This window comes from Rhodococcus sp. EPR-157 (assembly GCF_001647195.1).
In the GTDB taxonomy this organism is placed as follows: domain Bacteria; phylum Actinomycetota; class Actinomycetes; order Mycobacteriales; family Mycobacteriaceae; genus Rhodococcoides.
In genome coordinates this window covers 1-16,673 of sequence record NZ_LVCV01000338.1, presented here as the reverse complement: position 1 = coordinate 16,673, position 16,673 = coordinate 1, and the positions used below count along the sequence as shown (strand labels likewise).

Here is a 16,673-nt window from a genome sequence, read left to right as displayed (position 1 = left end):
GACGTGTGCGTAGAAGCACGTACTTTCCTTGGACGTGAAGGCGTTCAACTCGCCACCGACACCGTCCATGACCTGAGCGATTTCGAGCGCGCTTCGTGTCGGCGTGGACTTGAACAGGAGATGTTCGAGAAAGTGCGCGGCGCCGGCAACACTCGGTCCCTCGTCACGGGAGCCCACTGCTACCCACACGCCCACCGACGCCGACCGAACTCCAGGTACGAACTCGGTGACGACGCGAAGACCACCGGGCAGAGTTGTGCGCCGAACGCCAAGGTTCTGGCCGGTGGGATCCGAAACGGCAGAACGGTACGTCCCATAGGGACGTACCGTTCTGCCGTGAGTCGTGTTACTCAGCGTTTGCCTCGACAGGAACGTCGGCCGGAGCATCTGCTGCCGCAGCGGCAGAGTCGTCCTCGACGGGGACGAGGCTGATCTTGCCACGGTTGTCGATATCGGCGATCTCGACGCGCAACTTGGATCCGACGCTCACGACGTCCTCGACCTTGTTGATGCGCTTGCCGTTACCGAGCTTGGAGATGTGCACCAACCCGTCGCGGCCCGGGAGCAGCGAGACGAATGCACCGAAAGCCGTTGTCTTGACAACAGTTCCCAGGAAACGCTCGCCGACCTTCGGCAACTGTGGGTTGGCGATGGCGTTGATCATGTCGATCGCAGCCTGTGCGGACGGGCCGTCCGCTGCACCGACGTAGACAGTGCCGTCATCTTCGATCGAGATGTTGGCACCGGTCTGCTCGGTGATGGAGTTGATCATCTTGCCCTTGGGCCCGATGACCTCGCCGATCTTGTCGACGGGCACCTTGATCGCGGTGACGCGAGGTGCATAGGGGCTCATCTCGTCCGGGGTGTCGATGGCCTCGGCCATGACCTCGAGGATCGTGGCGCGCGCGTCCTTTGCCTGTGCCAGCGCACCGGCGAGCACCTTGGAAGGAATGCCGTCGAGCTTGGTGTCGAGCTGCAGGGCCGTGACGAAGTCCTTCGTGCCCGCGACCTTGAAGTCCATGTCACCGAACGCATCTTCGGCGCCGAGGATGTCGGTCAGAGCGACGTAGCGCGTCTCACCGTCCACCTCGTCGGACACGAGGCCCATGGCGATGCCCGCCACCGGCGCGCGCAGCGGCACACCGGCGTTGAGCAGCGACAGAGTCGAAGCACAGACCGAACCCATCGACGTCGAGCCGTTGGAGCTGAGCGCTTCGGAAACCTGACGGATGGCGTACGGGAACTCTGCCTGGCTCGGCAGAACCGGCAACAGAGCGCGCTCGGCGAGGGCGCCGTGGCCGATCTCGCGACGCTTGGGCGATCCGACGCGACCGGTCTCACCGGTGGAGTACGGCGGGAAGTTGTAATGGTGCATGTATCGCTTGCTCGTCTCGGGCCCGAGCGAGTCGACCTGCTGCGCCATCTTCACCATGTCCAGTGTGGTGACACCCAGGATCTGGGTCTCGCCGCGCTCGAACAGAGCTGATCCATGTGTCCGCGGAATGATCGCGACCTCGGCAGACAGCGAACGGATGTCGGTGATGCCGCGGCCGTCGATGCGGAAGTGATCGGTGAGGATGCGCTGGCGAACCGACTTCTTGGTGAGTGCGCGGAATGCGGCGCCGATCTCTTTCTCGCGGCCGACGAAGCTGTCTCCGACCGAGGCGAGGACCTGAGCCTTGACCTCGTCGAGCTTGGCCTCACGCTCGGCCTTGCCAGCGATCGTCAGCGCCTCGTTCAGCGGGATCTTCGCGGCATTCTCGACGGCGTCGAACACATCGGTCTGGTACGCCGGGAACACCGGGTAGTCGCCGGTGGGCTTTGCAGCCTTGGCGGCCAGTTCCTGCTGTGCGGTGCACAGCGCTGCGATGAACGGCTTCGACGCTTCGAGCCCCTCGGCGACGATGGCCTCGTTGGGAGCAGTGGCGCCACCCTCGATGAGCTCGATGACGTTCTCGGTCGCCTCGGCTTCGACCATCATGATTGCGACGTCTGCGTCGGCACCGGATCCGGAGACGATGCGGCCGGCGACGACCATGTTGAACACAGCCTTCTCGAGCTGCTCGTTGGTCGGGAACGCGACCCACTGCTTGTCGATCAGTGCGACGCGAACGCCACCGATCGGGCCGGAGAACGGCAGGCCGGCGATCTGCGTCGATGCCGAAGCCGCGTTGATCGCGACGACGTCGTACAGGTCTGCGGGGTTGAGGCTCAGGACGGTGATGACGACCTGGATCTCGTTGCGGAGTCCGTCGACGAACGTCGGGCGCAACGGCCGGTCGATCAAGCGGCAGGTCAGAATGGCGTCGGTGGACGGACGGCCTTCACGGCGGAAGAACGATCCGGGAATGCGTCCTGCGGCGTACATCCGCTCTTCGACGTCGACCGTCAGTGGGAAGAAGTCGAATCCTTCGCGGGGGTGCTTGCCTGCCGTCGTGGCCGACAGCAGCATGGTGTCTTCGTCGAGGTAAGCGGCGACAGCGCCGGCGGCCTGCTGCGCGAGGCGGCCGGTCTCGAAACGGATGCTGCGCTTGCCGTAGGTGCCGTTGTCGATCACGGCGGTTGCTTCGTAGACGCCCTCTTCGGCTTCTATCGTTGTTGTTTCCGTCATACTCTTCTTCTCGTCCTCTCGTCTTTGCCGCGCCCGAACCAGCAGTTACGACCGACACTGCGACAGCGTCGGGTGGGCACGGCGATGCGCGAGCACCCATGTGCTCGCGATGTCCTGCTGGCGTGCAAACACAGAAAGCCAACGAGGAACAGTCTAAGCACTGCCTCGTTGGCTACTGCATATTTCGAACCTGGAAACTAGCGACGCAGTCCCAGACGCTCGATGAGCGAACGGTACCGCGTGACGTCGACCTTGGCGATGTACTTCAGCAAGCGACGACGACGTCCGACCAGCAGCAGGAGGCCGCGGCGGGAGTGGTGGTCGTGCTTGTGCTTCTTGAGGTGCTCGGTGAGATCGACGATGCGCTTGGTGAGCATCGCGACCTGAGCCTCGGGTGAACCGGTGTCGGTCGGGTGCAAGCCGTACTCGCCGAGGACCGTCTTCTTCTGTTCGGTGGTCAATGCCACTGGTACTACTCCTGATCACTGACGTCCGCGGGAAAGGAAAGCGGCGCAGCCACCACGGACCGCAGCGTGCACCGAGGAGACAGCCTATCAGGAGGATTGCTGGGCCAGGACCGTGCGTGCCCGTTCCGAATCTCTGCCCATCTCCTCGATCAGGTCGTCGATGGAGTCGAACTTCTCCATACCGCGTAGGCGCTCGACGAAGTCCACCGCCACATGCTGGCCGTACAGGTCGCCGTCACTGTCCAGAACGAACGCCTCCACAGTGCGAGTCCGCCCGGAGAATGTCGGATTGGTTCCGACCGATACCGCGGCGCGGTGCCTCTCACCCGGTGTGACCGTACCCATGATCGGTCCTGGGCCGAGCACGGTGAACCACGCGGCATACACGCCGTCGGCAGGAATTGCGGAGTACATCGGCGGAGCGACGTTGGCAGTGGGATATCCCAGCTGTCGACCCCGGCCGTCACCGTGCACCACGACGCCCTCGACCCGATGCGGGCGCCCGAGAGCTGCAGCGGCGGCTGCGACGTCACCCGCGTCGACGCACGAACGAATGTAGGTCGAGGAGAACGTCACCGCATGCTCGGCGAGAAGGTTGACACCGTCCACGGCAAACCCTGATCGTTCACCGATCTTGCGCAGTAGGGCGACGTTGCCGAGAGCTTTCTTGCCGTAAGTGAAGTTCTCCCCCACGACCACCTCCGCCACGTGAAGCCGCTCCACCAGAATCTCGTGCACGTAGCGTTCGGGTGTCAGCTTCATCAGCTCGGGCGTGAACGGCATCACACAGAAGACATCGATGCCGAGATCCTCGGCCAACTCGGCCCGGCGCGTGAGCGTAGTCAGTTGGGCCGGATGGCTTCCAGGACGAACTACTTCCATGGGATGCGGATCGAACGTCATCAGCACACTCGGCACCCCACGCTCCCGGGCCGATGTCACCGCACGGGTGATCAGCTGGGCGTGACCGCGGTGAACGCCATCGAACACGCCGATCGTGAGAACGCAGCGACCCCAGTCTGCAGGTACATCGTCGAGACCTCGCCATCTCAGCACAGACGAAGCCTACGGCCCATATCTCGAGCGGTCACTTCCGGATCGGTGTGTCTCGGCAAACACCTGTGGACAAACCCTCGAACTTTCTGCCAATATTTCGGTGTGCCGAACTTATTTTTTCGCGTCGTCGCAGTAATGCTGGTGTGCGCCGCCGAGTCGAGCGGGTGCGCCCGTGCGGTCGGCGAGGACGACGTCGGACAGATCGACCAATCCAAGCCTCTCGTTCTCACCACGTTCACGGTCCTGGCGGATATGGCACGCAACGTCGCGGGCGAGCACGTGACGGTGCAATCGATCACCAAGGCCGGAGCCGAGATTCACGGATACGAGCCGACTCCCGGAGATCTTCGCACTGCGGAGCAGGCGGACCTCATCCTCGACAACGGGCTCGGCCTGGAGGCATGGTTCGAGAAGTTCGTCGAACGTGTCCCCGCCCCGCACGCCGTCGTCAGCGAGAACGTGGAACCGGTGTTCATACGTGGGGATGCCTACGCAGGAAAGACCAATCCGCACGCCTGGATGTCACCGGTGGTTGCGGAGACCTACGTCGACAACATCGCCGAGGCGTTCGTTCGCCTCGATCCGAACCACGAGGCGGACTACCGCGCCAATGCGGAGAACTACAAGACCCGAATCCGCGCCGTGAGTGCCGAATTGAAGACCGATCTGGACATGTTGCCACCGAACCAGCGCGCACTCGTCTCGTGCGAAGGCGCGTTCAGTTACCTGGCCCGGGACTTCGACCTGCAGGAGATGTACCTCTGGCCGGTCAATGCCGAGCAGGAGGGCACTCCCAAGCAGGTCGTCGCGGCTATCGACTTCGTGAAGGACAACGACGTACCGGCAGTGTTCTGCGAGTCCACCGTGTCGGACAAGGCCCAACTCCAGGTCGCCGAGGACACCGGGGCTCGGTTCGGCGGAAAGCTCTTCGTGGATTCGCTCAGCGAAGAAGGTGGGCCCGTCCCGACCTACCTCGACCTGTTGACATACGACGCCCGCACCATCACCGACGCTCTACTGCGAAAGCCGGAATGAACGAGATGACACCCGCCCTGCACGTATCCGGAGTGAGCGTCGCCTATCGCGACGTCACCGCCCTCATCGACGCCTCGTTGACACTCGAACCCGGCCGGGTATGCGGTCTGGTCGGCATGAACGGCTCCGGCAAATCCACCCTGTTCAAAGCAATCATGGGCGTCGTTCGGCCGGACACCGGATCGATCAGCATCTTCGGCGGGCTCCCGTCCAAGGCGCGTAAGGACGGGACCGTGAGCTACGTCCCGCAGAGCGAGTCGGTCGACTGGACCTTCCCGATCAGCGTGCGCGAGGTAGTGATGATGGGGCGCTACGGCAAACAGAACTGGATGCGCACCCCCCGTGCCCGGGACCGCGATGCCGTCGCCGCAGCGATCGAACGGGTCGACCTGACCGAATTGGCCGGTCGACAGATCGGCCAACTGTCCGGTGGACAGCGCAAGCGCGCGTTCGTGGCCCGCGCGATCGCACAGGAGGCGTCGCTGCTTCTCCTCGACGAGCCGTTCGCAGGCGTCGACAAGCGGACCGAGTCCACGATCACGCGATTGCTCCGCGAACTGACCGCAGCAGGCGCTTCGGTCCTGGTGTCCACTCACGACCTGCACGCTCTGCCCGACTTGTGCGACGAAGCAGTGCTTCTGCAGCAACGTGTGCTGATGCACGGCACGCCACAGGACGTACTACGTCCGGAAAATCTCGCAATGGCCTTCGGCGTCGACCCCCTGCGTACCTCGGAAGCGAGCTGACCGTGTATCTCGTGGATTTCTTCGTCGAACCGTTGCAGTACACCTTCATGCAGCGTGCTCTGCTGGTCACGATCGTCGCGTCCATCGTGTGCGCGGTGCTGAGTTGTTGGCTCGTGTTGATCGGCTGGTCCCTGATGGGCGACGCCGTCTCACACGCGGTCTTGCCTGGCGTCGCCCTGTCCTACCTGCTCGGTGCTCCGTTCGCCATCGGCGCGTTGCTGTTCGCACTCGTCGCGGTCGGTGCCATCGGAGTCGTGCGCAACACCACTCACGTCAAAGAGGACGCGGCCATCGGGGTTGTCTTCACCACGTTGTTCGCACTCGGAGTCGTACTCATCTCGAAATTTCCCAGTCAGATCGACCTCAATCACATCCTGTTCGGGAACCTTCTCGGCGTATCGCAGGGCGATATGTGGCAGGTCGTCGTGTTGGGCGGATTCGCGTTCGTGGTGATGATCGTCAAGCGACGAGACTTCACGTTGTTCGCGTTCGATCGCACACAGGCGCGAGCAGTCGGCATCTCCCCGGCTTTCCTCTCCGGGCTGATGCTGACGCTCCTGGCGCTGACGACGGTGGGCGCGCTGCAAGCAGTGGGCGTCATTCTGGTCGTCGCGATGCTCATCACGCCCGGTGCGACGGCGTATCTGCTCACGCAGCGCTTCGGGCGCATGCTCCTGCTGGCACCGGCTATCGGCGTCGGCTGCGCGGTGGTCGGGATCTACGTCAGCTTCTATCTCGACGTGTCTTCCGGCGGAACCGTCGTACTGGCGCAGGGATCGGTGTTCACACTTGCGTACCTGTTCAGTCCGACGCAAGGCATGGTGACGCGAGCACTTAGACGCCGCGAGGCCGCCACCGTGTGAGCGTCGGCCACGCTGACGTGTCATTTCTGGATGGATTGCCTAAGCTCCATTGCGTGGTTGAACGCACCGGGGACCCGTCCACTGCCGACGAAGTACAGCTGTCGGCTGTCGCGCAGGACTATCTGAAGGTCATCTGGACTGCCAGCGAGTGGAGCGAGGATTCGGTCAGCACCAAGATGCTGTCCGAGCGCATCGGTGTCTCCGCCTCGACGGTTTCCGAGGCGATCCGCAAGCTCGCCGATCAAGGAATGGTCGATCACGCGCGCTACGGGGCGATTTCGCTCACCGATCGCGGGCGTGCCGCAGCCATCGCCATGGTTCGCCGACACCGGCTCATCGAAACGTATCTGGTGCGCGAACTCGGCTATGGATGGGACGAGGTGCATGACGAAGCGGAGATACTCGAGCACGCCGTCTCCGACCTCATGATGTCGCGTATCGACGCGAAACTCGGCTTCCCGGAACGTGATCCACACGGCGACCCGATCCCCTCCGTCGACGGCGCGATCGCCTCACCCGAAGCGACACGCCTGAGCGACTACATCGACGGTCAGAGCGGGCGGGTCGCGCGGATCTCGGACTCCGATCCCGCCATGCTCAGATACTTCGACTCCGTCGGGATCTCGCTCGACCTTCCGATCAGGGTCGTCGAACGGCGCGATTACGCCGGCACGGTGGCCATCGAGCTCGGGCTGGGCGAACGCAGTTCGATCGACCTCGGCCAGCGTGCCGCCGAAGCCATCTGGATGATCCCCGCGTAGCTACAGACCCCGCGTAGCTACAGACCTCGCAGTGTCGCCGGCCTGACCACCATGACCGAACTGGCCCGCTTGCCCTTCTCCTGCAGGAGCGCGATGGTGTGTCCGGTCGGGTCTATTGCCGCATACACCCCGGGCAGCCCGATCGGATCGAGCCACCGTCCCTGACTGACGGCTTCGGCCTCGTCCGCGTCGACCTGCCGGTGTGGAAACGCGGTGCGAGCCGCCTCGTCGATGTCGAGACTGACACCGGGTTCATCCGCAAGCTGCTCGAGCGTCCGCGCATGCTCGAGTGTGAACGGTCCGACGCGCGTACGACGCAAGACCGTCAGATGACCACCGACCCCGAGCGCAGCGCCGAGATCGCGAGCCAACGCGCGTACGTAGGTCCCCGACGAACACTCGACCTCGACATCGAGGTCGACGAACCCGGTCCCGGGGACGTCGCGTCGAGCAAGCACATCGAAGCGGGTGACGCTCACCCGTCGCGCCGGGATCGTGAACTCCTCGCCGGCACGCACCAGCTTGTGTGCGCGCTGTCCGTCCACTTTGATGGCGCTGACGCTGGAGGGAACCTGCTCGATATCGCCCGTGAGCAGAGCGACCTGACGGGCAATGTCCGCATCCTCGACCGCCGATGCGGAGGCGTCGGCGACGGTCTCGCCCTCTGCGTCGTCCGTCGATGTGGTTCGGCCGAGCCGAATCGTTGCGGTGTACGCCTTCGTGGTCAGCGCCAGCAGACCCAACATCTTCGTCGCGCGTTCGATGCCGAGAACGAGCACCCCGGTCGCCATCGGGTCGAGAGTCCCGGCATGCCCGACCTTCCGGGTGCCCAGCAGCTTTCGACACGAGGCCACGACGTCGTGGCTCGTCACCCCGGGACCCTTGTCCACGATCAACAACCCGGCGCCGACGAGGCCGGAGGACAACTTTCCGCGTGCAGACACGAGAGGTCATTCTGCCAGGCGAGGATTCACATCACTGCAATCGCCGTGACGATCAGCCCGTCGGCGATCAGCCAACGGCCGTCGAACGAGGACAAGGGAGCACCCGATTCGGTGTGCCCGGGCACCAGAAGGTCGGAGTGGAAAGTCCCCGAAAAATCGCTTCCGGTGGACGTCCGCTCGAAGGTGATGTGGGCGTCCTCGAATCCGAGCCAGCGTCCGGTCAGCGGCTCCCACGCTTTGTACGTCGCTTCCTTGGCGCAGAACAGCAGGCGGTCCCAGTGCATGTCGGAATCGGTAGTGGCGAGCCAGTCACGTTCGGATTGCAGACTCACGGCGTCCAGGACGCCGTCGGGCAGCGGCCCATGTGGTTCGGCGTCGATGCCGACGGACCGCACCTGCAGCGCGTATCCGAGGACTGCGCCGCGATAGCCGTCGCAATGGGTCAACGAGCCGACGACACCCTTCGGCCACTGTGGAGCGCCCGACTTGCCCCTCATGATCGGAGCCGGTTCGACCCCGAGCTTGTCCATCGCCACCCGCGCACAGTGCCGAGCCGACGTGAACTCGCGCTTGCGCTTGTCGACTGCTTTGGCGATGAGAGGCGCTTCCAGCGGGTGCGGCTCCAGGCCGGGAGGATCCTCGAAGAGTTCGGCAGCGACGACGCCGTTCGGCAGGATCGACTCGATCACTTGTTCGCCCTCATCTTCTCGACCTCGGCTTCCATCTCGGGCGTGACGGTGAAGTGCCCGCCCCATTTGTTCAGCGTTCCCTCGGGGTACTCGGGCACCGGAAGTATCTGGCGAAGAACGTTGCTCGGCAAACCGCGACGCTGCCACTCGCGCGGATAGCCGACCGAAACCTCTTCGAAGCGCACACCGTCGTAGTACGTGGTCCGCGGAATGTGGAGATGCCCGTACACCGAACACACTGCGTTGTACCTAGTGTGCCAATCGGCCGTGAGCGTCGAGCCGCACCACAGCGCGAATTCCGGGTAGAACAGCACGTCGGTCGGTTGGCGAACCATCGGAAAGTGATTGATCAGTACCGTCGGGATCGAAAGATCGAGCCCGTCGAGTCGTTCCGCAGTGGCCGAAATCCTCGCGCGGCACCACGCATCTCGGGTCGCGTAGGGCTGCGGTGAGAGCAGGAACTCATCCGTTGCAACCACGTTCTTGTCCCGGGCAATCTTCAGTCCGTGTTCCTTGTCGAGAGCACCTCGCGGCAGGAACGAATAGTCGTACAGCAGAAACATCGGTACGAGGGTGGCTGGGCCTCCCTCGCCCTCCCAGACGAGATAGGGATCTTCCGGCGTCACGACGTCGATCTCTCGACAGAGGTTCACCAGGTACTCGTAGCGCGCGACACCATGAATCTGGACAGGATCCTTGGCGGTGGTCCACAGCTCGTGGTTCCCGGGCACCCAGATCACTTTCGCGAACCTGCTGCGCAGCAACTCGAGGGCCCATTTGATGTCGTCGGTCTTCTCGGAGACGTCGCCTGCGACGATCAGCCAGTCTTCGGGGGATTCGGGGTGGATATCCTCGGTGACCGGACGATTGCCGCGGTGACCGACGTGAATGTCACTGACTGCCCAGAGCTTGGCTGTCACAGGCCACAGTCCTTCCGATCGTGAGTGTGCGTGCTTCCCGAATCACTACCAACACTTCATTGTCTCCTGCGATTCCGGGCAGTGCGACAATCGGGCCATGGGAATTCTTCCGGCAGGCGTGTTGCTCACCGTCATGGCCGCATTTCTGGCGGGAATCGCCTCCGACAACTTCGTGGCCGGTTTCGCGATTACCGCGGTCGTCTGCAGCGTGGCGCTGGCTGCCGCCCACTTCCTAGCGCGTGCAGTTATTTCACGTCGAAACCGTTAGAACATACGCACTTGCTGGTCTAGAGTTTCGTTTGTGCCGCATCCACGGATACGCGTCAAGGACGCCGCCGAACTACTCGGAGTCAGTGACGACACCGTCCGTCGATGGATCGACAGCGGTGCACTGACCGCTCAGAAGGACGACGCCGGACGCAAAGTCATCGACGGCGCCGAACTCGCCAGGTTTGCCCGTCAGCACGCAGCACCACCACCGGATCCGACCGGGACCGGCAGTTCGGCACGCAACCGTTTCGTCGGACTGATCACGAAGGTGACCTCGGACACCGTCATGAGCGAGGTCGAGATGCAGTGTGGTCCCTTCACCGTCGTGTCGCTCATGAGTACCGAATCGGTACGACACCTCGGCCTGGAGCCGGGGAAGATCTCTGTCGCCGTCGTCAAAGCAACCACAGTCATCGTCGAAGCAACCGCCTCGTGATGCGAACACCGACCACCCTTATCGCCCTCGTCGGAGCTCTCACCCTGCTGGCGGCATGCGGAAATCCCGCGGACACCGGCTCCGCGACCGACACCATCACCGTCTTCGCTGCCGCATCGCTGAAATCGACGTTCACCGAACTGGGTGAGACCTTCGAGGCCGAGAATCCCGCAGTGACCGTGGAGTTCAACTTCGCCGGATCCTCGGACCTCGTCACTGCGCTTGCGCAGGGCGCACCGGCAGACGTCTTCGCCTCGGCGGACACCGCGAACATGACCAAGGCGGTCGAGGCAGACCTCGTCGATGGCGAGCCGGTGGACTTCGCAACCAACACCCTTACGATCGTCACCGCACTCGGCAATCCCAAGGACGTGACGTCGTTTGCGGACCTAGCCGACCCAGACATCCTGACGGTGGTCTGCGCACCGCAGGTTCCGTGCGGCAACGCGACCACCACAGTCGAGAGAACAACCGGCACAACCGTGCCCGCGGTCAGTGAGGAGGCTTCGGTGACCGACGTGCTGGGCAAGGTCACGTCGGGGCAGGCGGATGCAGGCCTGGTCTACGTCACCGATGCAGCAGGAGCCGGCGACCAGGTGACGACCGTCGACTTCCCCGAAGCCCGAGAAGCCGTCAACACCTATCCCGTTGCAGTACTGAAGAGCAGTCGAAATGCGGCCGCGGCGAAGGCATTCGAAGCACTGGTCACCGGTGCGACCGGCCGCCGAGTATTGACCGAAGCCGGGTTCGCGGCACCGTGACGCCGGGGCTCCCGCGGTGGATGTTCGTTCCTGCAGCACTGGGCGGGTTGTTCGTGGTCACGCCACTTCTCGCGATCCTGCTGAAGATCGACTGGACGAACTTCGTTCCGCTCGTGACGTCCGAATCCGCTCGCACCGCTTTGATGCTCAGCCTACGAACCGCTGCAATCAGCACCCTGCTGTGCATAGTCTTCGGTGTTCCGATGGCGATGGTGTTGTCCCGCACTAATTTTCCTGGATTGTCGATGCTGCGAGCGCTCGTTCTGCTGCCCCTCGTCCTGCCGCCCGTGGTGGGAGGTATCGCGTTGCTGTACACGTTCGGTCGGCTCGGTCTGCTCGGCGGATACCTCGAGGGGTGGGGGCTGTCCATTGCGTTCTCCACCACAGCGGTGGTGCTTGCCCAGACGTTCGTTTCACTGCCGTTTCTCGTCGTCAGTCTCGAAGGCGCACTTCGCAGTTCCGGTCGCGAGTACGAGACGGTCGCGTCCACACTCGGCGCTCGTCCCACCACCGTTCTCCGACGTGTCACCATTCCACTCGTCCTGCCCGGCCTCGTGTCCGGATCGGTCCTCGCCTTCGCGCGCGCTCTCGGCGAGTTCGGCGCGACCTTGACCTTCGCCGGTTCGCTCGAAGGGGTGACTCGGACCCTCCCACTGGAGATCTACCTTCAGCGCGAGACCGACGCCGACGCCGCCGTCGCACTGTCGCTGTTGCTCATCGTCGTTGCGGCCGTCGTCGTCCTCGCTGCTCGCGGTCGACGCGTGGCGGGTGCACTGTGAGTTCGATATCGCTCACAGCCGGAATTGTCGGTCGCGGCGTGTCCTTCGAGTTCGACTGCGCCGACGGCGAGGTCGTGGCGGTCCTCGGTCCGAACGGTGCTGGAAAGTCGACCTTGCTGTCCGTGATCGCAGGATTGATCCGGCCGGACACTGGACGCGTGCTGCTCGGGGACGACGTGGTCACCGACACCTCCAGCGGTACCTTCGTCCCTGCCCATGCCCGTGGGGTCGCAAGCCTGACGCAGAACGCCCTTCTGTTTCCGCACCTCTCGGTCGAAGCGAACGTCGCTTTCGGGCCCCGCAGTCGCGGACTGCGCAAACGCGCGGCACACGAGAGAGCCCGGCAATGGTTGGAGTCCGTCGACGCGATCGAACTCGCCGACCGCAAGCCCGGTGAACTCTCCGGGGGCCAAGCGCAACGCGTCGCCATCGCACGTGCCCTGGCAGCCGATCCTCGGGTCCTCCTCCTCGACGAGCCGATGTCGGCCCTCGACGTCGACACCGCACCTGCCGTGCGGCGCCTGCTGCGGAGGGTCCTGCGCGACCAACGACGCACAGCCGTCGTCGTCACTCATGATCTTCTCGACGCGTTGGCACTTGCGGACACAGTCGTGGTCGTCGAGAGCGGACGAGTCGTCGAGCGCGGGCCCACCACCGAGGTACTCACGGCTCCTCGCAGCGCGTTCGCTGCGCGGATCGCGGGCGTCAACCTCGTGTCGGGCACCATGGACGGCGCCGATTCGCTGACCACATCGTGGGGGCTGACCGTTTCGGGGCTCGGCGGGACCGACACCGGTGGCAGCAGTGTCGCGATCTTCGCTCCCGCTGCCGTCGCGGTGCACCTCGAACCGCCACACGCCAGCCCTCGAAACGTCTTCCCGGTGACCATCGCATCGATGGACGTCCACGGTGCAACGGTCCGCCTCAGGGCGGATCAGCATCCGGATGGGAGCCCCGGAATCGCAGCGGACGTCACGCCCGCTGCCGTCGCCGAACTCGATCTCGAACCCGGTCTAGCCGGCTTCTTCGTCGTCAAGAGCCAAGAGGTAGCGCTTCACTCCGCGACGCGCTGAATGTCCGCACCGACCAGCGCCCAGCGGCCGGACATCATTCGCAGGACGACGGCGATCATGCGGAGAACCACGAAAATGCCCAGCCCGAACCAAATGCCGCGCACACCCCAATCGAACGCCAACGCCATCCAGATCGACGGCAGGAAGCCGACGAGTGCGCACCCGAGCGTCGCCGAGCGCAGGAACGCAGCATCCCCCGCCCCGAGCAACACCCCATCGAGGGCGAACACCACTCCCGCGATCGGAACGATCGCTACGAAGATCCACCAGATGGAGTGCATCGCCGCGACGACCGAGAGGTCCGTGGTGAACAGCCCGGGAATCACGGTGTACCCAGCCGCGAACAACGCTGCAAGCGCGATTGCGAACACCGTGGACCATACGGTCAGGCGCCAGCCGAGCCGAGTTGCGCCGCTCGCGTCGGATCGACCGAGAGCCGCGCCGACCAGTGACTGCGCTGCGATCGCCAAGGAGTCGAGCGTGAGCGCCACGAGATTCCACATGTGCAGGACGACCTGATTCGCGGCAACCGACGCCGCACCGAATCGCGATGCCACCGCAGCGGCCGACAGAAAACATGCTTGGAACGCAAGCGTTCGAATGATCAAATCTCGGCCGAGTATCAACTGTGCTCGCATGATCGACCACGACGGACGCAGCGGCACACCTGCGCGCACGATCGCGACCACGAAGAACGCGCCGGCCACGGCTTGCCCGAGAACGTTCGCAACGGCCGAACCGACCAGGCCGAGACGCGGGACACCCAGCAGACCGTGGACCAGCACCGGACACAGAATCGCAGACAGGCCAAGGCCTGCAAGCACGAAACGGAGAGGCCGTACGGTGTCTTGAAGTCCTCGCATCCAACCGTTGCCCGCCAGCGACACGAGGATGAACGGCACACCGAGTATCGCGACCCTCAACCATGCGGTGGCCTCGGTCGTAATCTCGCCACCGCCACCGATGAGCGTGAGAATAGGTACGCACAGCACTTGCATCACACCGACGATGATCAGACCGAGTGCCAGCGCGAGCCAGGTTGCCTGGACGCCCTCTCCGATCGCGTCCCGATCACGACCGGCCCCATGCAAGCGGGCTGCCCTCGCCGTCGTGCCGTAGGAGAGAAACGTCAGAGTGCTGACCTGCGCAAACACGAGGCCGCCTACCGCCAGACCCGCCAGCGGGAGCGCACCGAGGCGTCCGACCACAGCTGCGTCGAAGAGCAGGTAGATCGGCTCGGCTGCCAACACTCCGAGGGCCGGCAGCGCAAGACCGAGTATTCGACGCGGCGATGCATCTCCGGCTGCGCTCGTCTCAGCCGAGCGCATCGACCAGTGAGTCGATCACGTCGGCCTTCGTACCGTGAGCGGTGAAGCCTGCCGCATTGCGGTGACCACCGCCCCCGAGCGTCGCAGCCACCGTCGAGACGTCCACGGCGGTCTTCGACCTCAGCGACACGGTCCACTCGTCACCGGATTGCTGTTTGAACACCGCAGCCACCTCCGCCTCGGAGGTTGTCCTGACGATGTCGATGACACTCTCGATCTCCTCGGATCGCATACCCTCGGAATTCTCACGCAGAATCACCGCATAGACGAGGCCGAGGCCACCGACGGCGTCCTGTACGAGAGCTGCCGAACCGAGAACGGAACCGAGCATCGGAAGCCAACCGAACGGGTGATTGTCGAGGAGCTTGCGCGCGATCGCAGCACCGTCGATGCCGGTGGCGAGTAGCCGTTCGGCAAGCAGGTGGGATCCCGGACGAACCCACCGGAAGGATCCGGTGTCGGTGACCAGGCCGGCGAACAGGCAGTGCGCCAGGTCGGCGTCGATGGCAACGTTCCAGGCGTCGAGCAGACGCGTGATGACAGCCGTCGTGGACTCCGCACCGTCGTCGACCACGTTCAGCGTGCCGAATCTCGTGTTGGACCGGTGGTGGTCGATGACCAGGCACGCGTCGGCCGTGTCGATTCGGTCGGCGAGTGCGCCCAGTCGGCCGCGACTGCCCGCGTCGACCGTGACGACCAGATCGACCCGGGATCGAACGTCCTCGGGCGCGGTCAACAGGTCACGGCCGGGCAGTTCGTTCATCGACTCGGGAAGTTCACGGGGGCTGGCGAACGCAACCTGCACCTGGACGCCACGCCGAGCCAACACTGTTGCGATCGCAAGTCCGCTGCCGATCGTGTCGGCGTCCGGCTGGACGTGGCACAGCACCGTCGCACTCTGCGCAGTCTCGAGCAGCGAGATGGCAGAAGCGAACAACTCGTCCACTCGGTCAGTCCACGTCGGTGGACTCGGAATCCTCGACGGACTCGCGTGGAGCTTTGTACGGGTCGGGGTCGCCCGCGGGCTTGGCCGAGGCGGCGACCCGTGCAACTTCGCTGTCGGCTTGTCGAGCTCGTTCCAGCAGCTCTTCCATGTGCCGGGCCGTATCGGGAACGGTGTCCGTCATGAATGTCAGCGTCGGGGTGAACCTGACGCCCGTCCCTGCACCCACCTTGGACCTGAGCACACCCTTGGCCTTCTCTAGACCTGCGGATGCGGCTTGAAGATCAGGAGGCGTGTCCAGATCCTCGCCCATCACCGTGTAATAGATCGTCGCATCGTGCAAGTCCGCTGTGACCTTGCAATCGGTGATCGTCACGAACGCCAGCCGCGGATCCTTGATCTCGTGGTCGATGGCCGTCGCAACGATGGCGGCAATTCGCTTCGAGAGCCTGCGAGCTCTTGCCTGATCCACCATGAACTTTCACGCTCCTCACACGCGGTGCCGAGTCAGTCCTCGGGACCGAAAATTCTTCTTCTGACTGCCAACAATTCCAGATCGTGACGCTCGGCGACATGTCGCTCGCATTCGTCCAGCTTGTCGTGCAGACCTTCGACATCGGAGCCGACGGCCGCGATGCCGAACAGTGAACGTCGAAAACGATCTCGTTCCCCCGTCTCCGCCGCCGACACCCCGAACCGTTGCAGCTCCGACAGAACCGGCAGCACGGTCGAACGCTTGTCGGCGAGCGAACGGACATCCCCCAACAACACGTCCAGCTCGAGAGCACCCAGGTACACGCGGCCATCCTTCGAATCGGAAAGACTCGAACGATGCCGGCGGCGGTACCGATCAGTACCGCCGCCGGGCCTCGTTCGAATCAGTGCAGTGTCACTCCCCTTGATCCACTACAGCCGAGCACGTGCTAGTCGCGCGGCTTCTCACGCAGCTCGTACGCCTCGATGACATCGCCGACCTTGATGTCCGAGTACG

The 16,673-nt window shown here is 64.0% G+C and carries 20 protein-coding genes; 9 read left to right on the top strand and 11 right to left on the bottom strand.

Going from position 1 to position 16,673, the window contains the following annotated elements; all coding sequences use genetic code 11:
• The 4 genes from A2J03_RS15570 to A2J03_RS15555 all read right to left on the bottom strand — a co-directional run.
• A partial coding sequence (locus A2J03_RS15570; protein WP_442971361.1) for a M16 family metallopeptidase occupies positions 1 to 387 on the bottom strand: 387 nt, incomplete at its 3' end.
• Entirely contained in the window at positions 347 to 2,611 is a 2,265-nt protein-coding gene (locus A2J03_RS15565) for a polyribonucleotide nucleotidyltransferase (RefSeq protein WP_068375625.1), read from the bottom strand. The genes A2J03_RS15565 and A2J03_RS15570, both read right to left, overlap by 41 nt.
• A 197-nt stretch (positions 2,612 to 2,808) precedes the next feature.
• Positions 2,809 to 3,078, bottom strand: coding sequence for a 30S ribosomal protein S15 (gene rpsO, locus A2J03_RS15560; RefSeq protein WP_068375622.1), 270 nt, complete (start codon positions 3,076 to 3,078; stop codon positions 2,809 to 2,811).
• A gap of 87 nt (positions 3,079 to 3,165) precedes the next feature.
• Positions 3,166 to 4,134, bottom strand: coding sequence for a bifunctional riboflavin kinase/FAD synthetase (locus A2J03_RS15555; protein WP_068375620.1), 969 nt, complete (start codon positions 4,132 to 4,134; stop codon positions 3,166 to 3,168).
• A 102-nt stretch (positions 4,135 to 4,236) separates the two neighbouring features.
• Here A2J03_RS15555 and A2J03_RS15550 point away from each other — a divergent pair, with 102 nt between their 5' ends.
• From A2J03_RS15550 to A2J03_RS15535, 4 genes are read left to right on the top strand one after another with little or no spacing between them, the layout of a single operon-like run.
• Complete coding sequence (locus A2J03_RS15550) at positions 4,237 to 5,169, top strand: metal ABC transporter substrate-binding protein (RefSeq protein WP_068375618.1); 933 nt, start codon at positions 4,237 to 4,239, stop codon at positions 5,167 to 5,169.
• 5 nt (positions 5,170 to 5,174) lie between these two features.
• Complete coding sequence (locus tag A2J03_RS15545; RefSeq protein WP_197480802.1) at positions 5,175 to 5,915, top strand: metal ABC transporter ATP-binding protein; 741 nt, start codon at positions 5,175 to 5,177, stop codon at positions 5,913 to 5,915.
• Between the two features lie 47 nt (positions 5,916 to 5,962).
• Positions 5,963 to 6,778 (top strand): metal ABC transporter permease, encoded by an 816-nt coding sequence (locus tag A2J03_RS15540; RefSeq protein ID WP_442971362.1) that lies wholly within the window; start codon positions 5,963 to 5,965, stop codon positions 6,776 to 6,778.
• 53 nt (positions 6,779 to 6,831) lie between these two features.
• A complete protein-coding gene (locus A2J03_RS15535; RefSeq protein ID WP_068375613.1) occupies positions 6,832 to 7,539 on the top strand; it encodes a metal-dependent transcriptional regulator in 708 nt (235 codons plus the stop codon).
• 17 nt (positions 7,540 to 7,556) lie between these two features.
• On the opposite strand, the gene truB is transcribed toward A2J03_RS15535, so the two are convergent.
• The 3 genes from truB to A2J03_RS15520 are packed head-to-tail and all read right to left on the bottom strand — an operon-like array spanning position 7,557 to position 10,092.
• A complete protein-coding gene (gene truB / locus A2J03_RS15530; RefSeq protein WP_068375611.1) occupies positions 7,557 to 8,483 on the bottom strand; it encodes a tRNA pseudouridine(55) synthase TruB in 927 nt (308 codons plus the stop codon).
• 26 nt (positions 8,484 to 8,509) lie between these two features.
• Positions 8,510 to 9,172 carry a 4'-phosphopantetheinyl transferase Npt gene (npt, locus tag A2J03_RS15525; RefSeq protein WP_068375610.1) on the bottom strand — a complete coding sequence of 221 codons (663 nt, stop codon included), beginning with the start codon at positions 9,170 to 9,172 and terminating at the stop codon, positions 8,510 to 8,512.
• Complete coding sequence (locus tag A2J03_RS15520) at positions 9,169 to 10,092, bottom strand: metallophosphoesterase family protein (protein ID WP_068375607.1); 924 nt, start codon at positions 10,090 to 10,092, stop codon at positions 9,169 to 9,171. Before A2J03_RS15520 ends, npt begins: the two co-directional genes overlap by 4 nt.
• 97 nt (positions 10,093 to 10,189) lie before the next feature.
• Here A2J03_RS15520 and A2J03_RS31130 point away from each other — a divergent pair, with 97 nt between their 5' ends.
• From A2J03_RS31130 to A2J03_RS15500, 5 genes are read left to right on the top strand one after another with little or no spacing between them, the layout of a single operon-like run.
• Positions 10,190 to 10,360: a hypothetical protein gene (locus tag A2J03_RS31130; RefSeq protein ID WP_197480799.1), complete on the top strand. Its 171-nt coding sequence runs from the start codon at positions 10,190 to 10,192 to the stop codon at positions 10,358 to 10,360.
• Between the two features lie 33 nt (positions 10,361 to 10,393).
• The gene (locus A2J03_RS15515; RefSeq protein WP_068375605.1) at positions 10,394 to 10,798 is read left to right on the top strand and encodes a TOBE domain-containing protein; all 405 of its coding nucleotides are present in this window, start codon (positions 10,394 to 10,396) and stop codon (positions 10,796 to 10,798) included.
• The gene (gene modA, locus A2J03_RS15510; RefSeq protein ID WP_068375603.1) at positions 10,798 to 11,559 is read left to right on the top strand and encodes a molybdate ABC transporter substrate-binding protein; all 762 of its coding nucleotides are present in this window, start codon (positions 10,798 to 10,800) and stop codon (positions 11,557 to 11,559) included. Before A2J03_RS15515 ends, modA begins: the two co-directional genes overlap by 1 nt.
• A 20-nt stretch (positions 11,560 to 11,579) precedes the next feature.
• Positions 11,580 to 12,338 (top strand): ABC transporter permease, encoded by a 759-nt coding sequence (locus A2J03_RS15505; RefSeq protein WP_068375628.1) that lies wholly within the window; start codon positions 11,580 to 11,582, stop codon positions 12,336 to 12,338.
• Positions 12,335 to 13,411: a sulfate/molybdate ABC transporter ATP-binding protein gene (locus A2J03_RS15500; protein WP_068375601.1), complete on the top strand. Its 1,077-nt coding sequence runs from the start codon at positions 12,335 to 12,337 to the stop codon at positions 13,409 to 13,411. Before A2J03_RS15505 ends, A2J03_RS15500 begins: the two co-directional genes overlap by 4 nt.
• On the opposite strand, the gene A2J03_RS15495 is transcribed toward A2J03_RS15500, so the two are convergent.
• From A2J03_RS15495 to A2J03_RS15480, 4 genes are read right to left on the bottom strand one after another with little or no spacing between them, the layout of a single operon-like run.
• Entirely contained in the window at positions 13,393 to 14,739 is a 1,347-nt protein-coding gene (locus tag A2J03_RS15495; RefSeq protein WP_068375599.1) for an MATE family efflux transporter, read from the bottom strand. The two genes, A2J03_RS15500 and A2J03_RS15495, sit on opposite strands and share 19 nt — an antisense overlap.
• Positions 14,726 to 15,685 (bottom strand): DHH family phosphoesterase, encoded by a 960-nt coding sequence (locus A2J03_RS15490; protein WP_068375597.1) that lies wholly within the window; start codon positions 15,683 to 15,685, stop codon positions 14,726 to 14,728. Before A2J03_RS15490 ends, A2J03_RS15495 begins: the two co-directional genes overlap by 14 nt.
• Positions 15,686 to 15,689: 4 nt before the next feature.
• The gene (gene rbfA / locus A2J03_RS15485; RefSeq protein WP_068375595.1) at positions 15,690 to 16,157 is read right to left on the bottom strand and encodes a 30S ribosome-binding factor RbfA; all 468 of its coding nucleotides are present in this window, start codon (positions 16,155 to 16,157) and stop codon (positions 15,690 to 15,692) included.
• Positions 16,158 to 16,189: 32 nt separating this feature from the next.
• Positions 16,190 to 16,480 (bottom strand): DUF503 domain-containing protein, encoded by a 291-nt coding sequence (locus tag A2J03_RS15480; protein WP_068375593.1) that lies wholly within the window; start codon positions 16,478 to 16,480, stop codon positions 16,190 to 16,192.
• Between the last annotated feature and the right edge of the window lie 193 nt (positions 16,481 to 16,673).